Below are 3988 nucleotides of genomic sequence, written 5' to 3' on the forward strand. Positions count from 1 at the left end.
TGCTTCCGCTCCCGCCGAGGAACAATCGAGATCGGGGGAGAGGCAAGGCAGGCGCTGACGTACTCCTGGGCGAAACGGGAAACCTCCGTTTTCCCCTTGACAATACTTATCATGGATGTCCCTAATTTTCGGCAGAGTACATTCGAGAAGCTGGGCAACAGTTGAAATTCTGTGAACGTAATTTCCCACAACAAGGTTTTCCCGCCATGCAACAACAGACTGTAAAAGAAAAAATAGCGAAAGTTGTCATGTCGCAGCCGGAAGATGCGACATATGATGAGATTATGAGGGAGTTGGCCTTTTCCAGAATGGTTGACCGTGGCTTGGAAGATGTCAGATCCGGACGGGTAATCTCGAATAGCGAAATGGGCAACCGGATCAGATCATACTGCGGGGGCAGACATGGAAGATGCCAAGATCGTGCGTTGAAAAACACATAAAGGCGATACCATGAGCAATCTCACCTACAAAGGGTACACCGGCACCATTGAGGCGAGCATCGAAGACAATTGCCTGCATGGTCAAATTCTCTTGATTGACGACATCATCACCTATGAAGGCACAACCGTCGAGAACATCAAGGCTGCCTTTGAAGAAGCCGTTAACCGATACCTTGCGTATTGCGAAGAAACAGGAAAACCGGCCAACAAACCGTACAGCGGGATTGTCAACGTCAGGATCGGGCAAGAACTTCACAGCTCCATGCGGGGTCCGCAAGCGAGGTCAGGCCTAGAAAATTAGGAAGCTTCCCCTGTTTTCATAGAGAGAAATGGCAATCTCCCAAAGCACACAAAATAGGGGAAATGTCCCTAATTTTCCACAATTTAAAGCCACCGGCTTTGCCGGTGGATATTTACTTGATGGGCCATCATTAGACGTCAACTCTGTACAATATCGTCTGTTTGATATACCATGACAAAATATATTTACTAACCGGAAAGAATGAGTATCCCTCTTCTGGCATTATTCGTTTTTTATGCGATAGTATTGAATGACAGAACGAACCTCTATCCAGGGAGAACATCATGAAGGAACTCGATGAAAAGGCCATGAGCTATCTGGAAGCGCGCATCCCAGAACTGGCCGAGGGCGCTGTCAAACAGGCGTACTGCAAAAACCTGGCTGCCGGCAGGAAAGTGGTAGAGGCGGTGAATGGACAACTCATAGAATCCTTCCCCGACGGAACCTCCAGAGTGATCAAACCTCTGGCGGCTCCCACGCCGGTTGTTCCGGGTCAGCGGCGGGTACGGGTGAAACGATGAACCCCGCGATTCCCCGCATGCGAATGTTTGCCGGGCCCAATGGTTCTGGGAAAAGCACGATCAAGGGGGTTATCGAGCCGGAGTTGCTTGGGGTGTATATCAACCCTGATGACATCGAAAAGGAGATTCGCCGCTTCGATTTTTTGGACTTTGCAGCCTATTGTGTTGAAACCACTGCAGAAGAAGTGCTGCCTTTTTTTCAGCAATCCCACTTTTTGGAGGCCGCTGGGCTGGCAGACGAAGCTGGCGAGTTGCGCTTCAGCGATGGCAAGCTGAGTTTTTTTTCCGTGGTGGTCAATTCCTACTTCGCCTCTGTTGCTGCTGATTTTATTCGGCAAAAGCTGTTGGCAGCACACATGACCTTTACCTTTGAAACGGTGATGTCGCACCCGGATAAGATTGAGCTTCTCCAAAAAGCGCAGCATAGCGGATTTCGCACCTATCTCTATTATGTGGCCACCGAAGATCCTGAAATCAACATTTCCCGGGTTGAGAACCGGGTTAAGTCAGGAGGCCATCCGGTGCCCAGAGACAAAATCATCGAGAGATATCATCGCTCTTTGGATCTGCTGGCCGATGCTGTGCAGCACACGGATCGGGCCTATATCTTCGACAACTCCTCGCATGAAAATGTCTGGGTGGCGGAAATCACCGGAGGGGATGACCTGGAAATGAAGACGGCCACCATGCCCCATTGGTTTAAACTGGCGCTGTGGGACAAATTTGTTCCCCCGGAAGAAAATGCCAGTCCACGGCCTGCTCACCGTAATAATTCATAGTATAATTCATAGGGTCAGGCCTAGAAGATGATAAGATTGTGCGTTGAAGATATACATGTTAACGGCATTATCCATTTCAACTATGGCAAAAGCTACCTTGATCGTACAGGTGACAAGAAACCCGCCATACCGATTTATGAGCCGGAATTGCCCTTGCGCACCGGGCAGTTACCCTTGCTCAGCGACCTGGAGATACCAAATTGCATTCGGGATGCCGCGCCCGATGCCTGGGGTCGCCGCGTTATCATCAACAAAAAAATCGGGCTGAAGGGGCGAGAAGCGGATACCGGTATTCTGGACGAACTCACCGGAAAATTAGGGACACTGCCCCTATTTTCAAGGAGAGAAATAGCCAATCTCCCACAGTTCACAAAAATAGGGGAAGCGTCCCTAATTTTTTCGTTCAGGGTTGCGAACTCTCTTCTGCTCTAATGTTACTCCACATCTCGTAAGACGGCCTCAAAATCACGGGCACCGTGCAATACGCGAACAACATTTATGCCTTCTTCAAAAGGTATATAAAAAATAATATAACGGCCCACCGGAAAGCTCCTAAGACTCGTGGCAAGTTCATCACGCAGCCTTCCTATGTTTGGCCGTTCTGCAATAAGCTGTAATTTTTGGTCGATAACCTCTATGAAAGCATCTGCGCGGGCTTCGCTGTCTTCAGCGATATAATCCCAGATTTCGACAAGATCAGCTTTAGCATGCGGGCGTAAAAGAATGTTTGGCATTTATCCCACGCGGTTGGCGGCGTTTCGTGTGTTTCGCCGCGCTCGGCCCTCTCGTTTGATCTCCTCGGCGTCCCACGGATCCGACTCACCGCTATGTATGCCGTCGCGGATATCCTGCTTCAACTGTTCAAGTTTTATTGCGCGGATGCGGTCTTGCTCTTCCATGAGACGAAGGGCTTCGCGTACAACCTCACTTGCTGAACTGTAGAGACCAGAAGCAACCTTTTGCCTGACCAAATTTTCAAGCTGGGGTGTCAAATTGACGTTCATTTGCATGATAACCTCCTGCTATTTTCGAGAGATTGTATGCTTGTTGTCAAAAAATGTCAATTGTTGACAACAAGCATACCGGATTTCCGGAGACAGTTTATTCAATTACTCCTCACGTGTTTATGGGAAAGAAAGAGGGTCAAGTCTGCCGTTGGCTTTTCTCGCGGAGGGAGCTACATGGGTGGGCTGTGGGTCAAATCTTGAAAAAATAATTGTTTATAGGTGGTCATAAGTAAATCCTCCCCATCATATTCAATGGCCTGACTGACCATCTGTCCCGGTTGTTATTGGACGCACTGCGGTGTCAGGCCTAGAAGATGATAAGATTGTGCATTGAAGGTGTACATTCCCCTGCACGCAAACCCTGGATGAAAATCAGACAAGCGTCATTTTGTTTGTAAATATTTGAAAATATATTATTTTTTTAATTTAATTGGGGAGTATATCTGACTTCCTCTCATTGACAATAGAGGAGGTTATTTATATCCTCCACAACTATCATGTATCTGCGAACAACCCAGAGGAAAAATAAAGACGGCACGGTAACGGTCTATTACCAATTGGCCCACAGCGAACGCCATCCGGAGACCGGCAAATCCTCCGCCAAAATCATTCACAGCTTCGGTCGGGCTGATCAGGTCGACCGGGAAGCCCTGGTACGGCTCTGCCGCTCCATTGCCCGGGTCTGCGGTGTCACCGTGGTGGATCCGCTGGAGGACAGCAACCAGTCAGATGCGGTGGGATGAGATAAATGCCCGATAACGTGATTCGTTGGATATCTTCGTGGGCAGGCAAATAGACGTCTGCCCACCCTTGTATCTGTTGGGGTACGTTCCTCACCCACAACCTACAGACCCATTTTTTGAAAATGAATAGATAATCGGTTTTTTCCTGCTCACTTATCCGGTATGTCTTCCGGCCATAATTGGGCGCCATGCAACAC

General features: G+C 48.8%; 5 protein-coding genes and 2 pseudogenes. 5 read left to right on the plus strand and 2 right to left on the minus strand.

Annotation, left to right across the window (positions count from 1 at the left end; genetic code table 11):
- Positions 1-450 precede the first annotated feature (450 nt).
- The 4 genes and pseudogenes from JWG43_RS17100 to JWG43_RS20345 all read left to right on the plus strand — a co-directional run.
- Entirely contained in the window at positions 451-741 is a 291-nt protein-coding gene (locus tag JWG43_RS17100; RefSeq protein WP_205244160.1) for a type II toxin-antitoxin system HicB family antitoxin, read from the plus strand.
- 284 nt (positions 742-1025) lie between these two features.
- The gene (locus JWG43_RS17105) at positions 1026-1262 is read left to right on the plus strand and encodes a hypothetical protein (protein WP_205244161.1); all 237 of its coding nucleotides are present in this window, start codon (positions 1026-1028) and stop codon (positions 1260-1262) included.
- On the plus strand, positions 1259-2041 hold the full coding sequence (locus JWG43_RS17110; protein ID WP_205244162.1) for an ATPase: 783 nt from the start codon (positions 1259-1261) through the stop codon (positions 2039-2041). The genes JWG43_RS17105 and JWG43_RS17110 overlap by 4 nt, the downstream gene beginning before the upstream one ends.
- A gap of 63 nt (positions 2042-2104) precedes the next feature.
- Positions 2105-2350, plus strand: a pseudogene (locus JWG43_RS20345) (type II toxin-antitoxin system HipA family toxin); the annotation flags it as partial.
- Positions 2351-2475: 125 nt separating this feature from the next.
- Here JWG43_RS20345 and JWG43_RS17120 read toward each other — a convergent pair.
- Both JWG43_RS17120 and JWG43_RS17125 read right to left on the minus strand, forming a co-directional pair.
- Entirely contained in the window at positions 2476-2775 is a 300-nt protein-coding gene (locus JWG43_RS17120; protein ID WP_205244164.1) for a type II toxin-antitoxin system RelE/ParE family toxin, read from the minus strand.
- Complete coding sequence (locus JWG43_RS17125; protein ID WP_205244165.1) at positions 2776-3051, minus strand: type II toxin-antitoxin system ParD family antitoxin; 276 nt, start codon at positions 3049-3051, stop codon at positions 2776-2778. It lies immediately after the preceding gene.
- A gap of 494 nt (positions 3052-3545) precedes the next feature.
- Here JWG43_RS17125 and JWG43_RS17130 point away from each other — a divergent pair.
- Positions 3546-3755 (plus strand): annotated as a pseudogene (locus tag JWG43_RS17130) (IS1634 family transposase N-terminal domain-related protein); the annotation flags it as partial.
- Between the last annotated feature and the right edge of the window lie 233 nt (positions 3756-3988).

The sequence above is a fragment of the Desulfobulbus alkaliphilus genome (genome assembly GCF_016918545.1).
GTDB lineage: Bacteria > Desulfobacterota > Desulfobulbia > Desulfobulbales > Desulfobulbaceae > Desulfobulbus > Desulfobulbus alkaliphilus.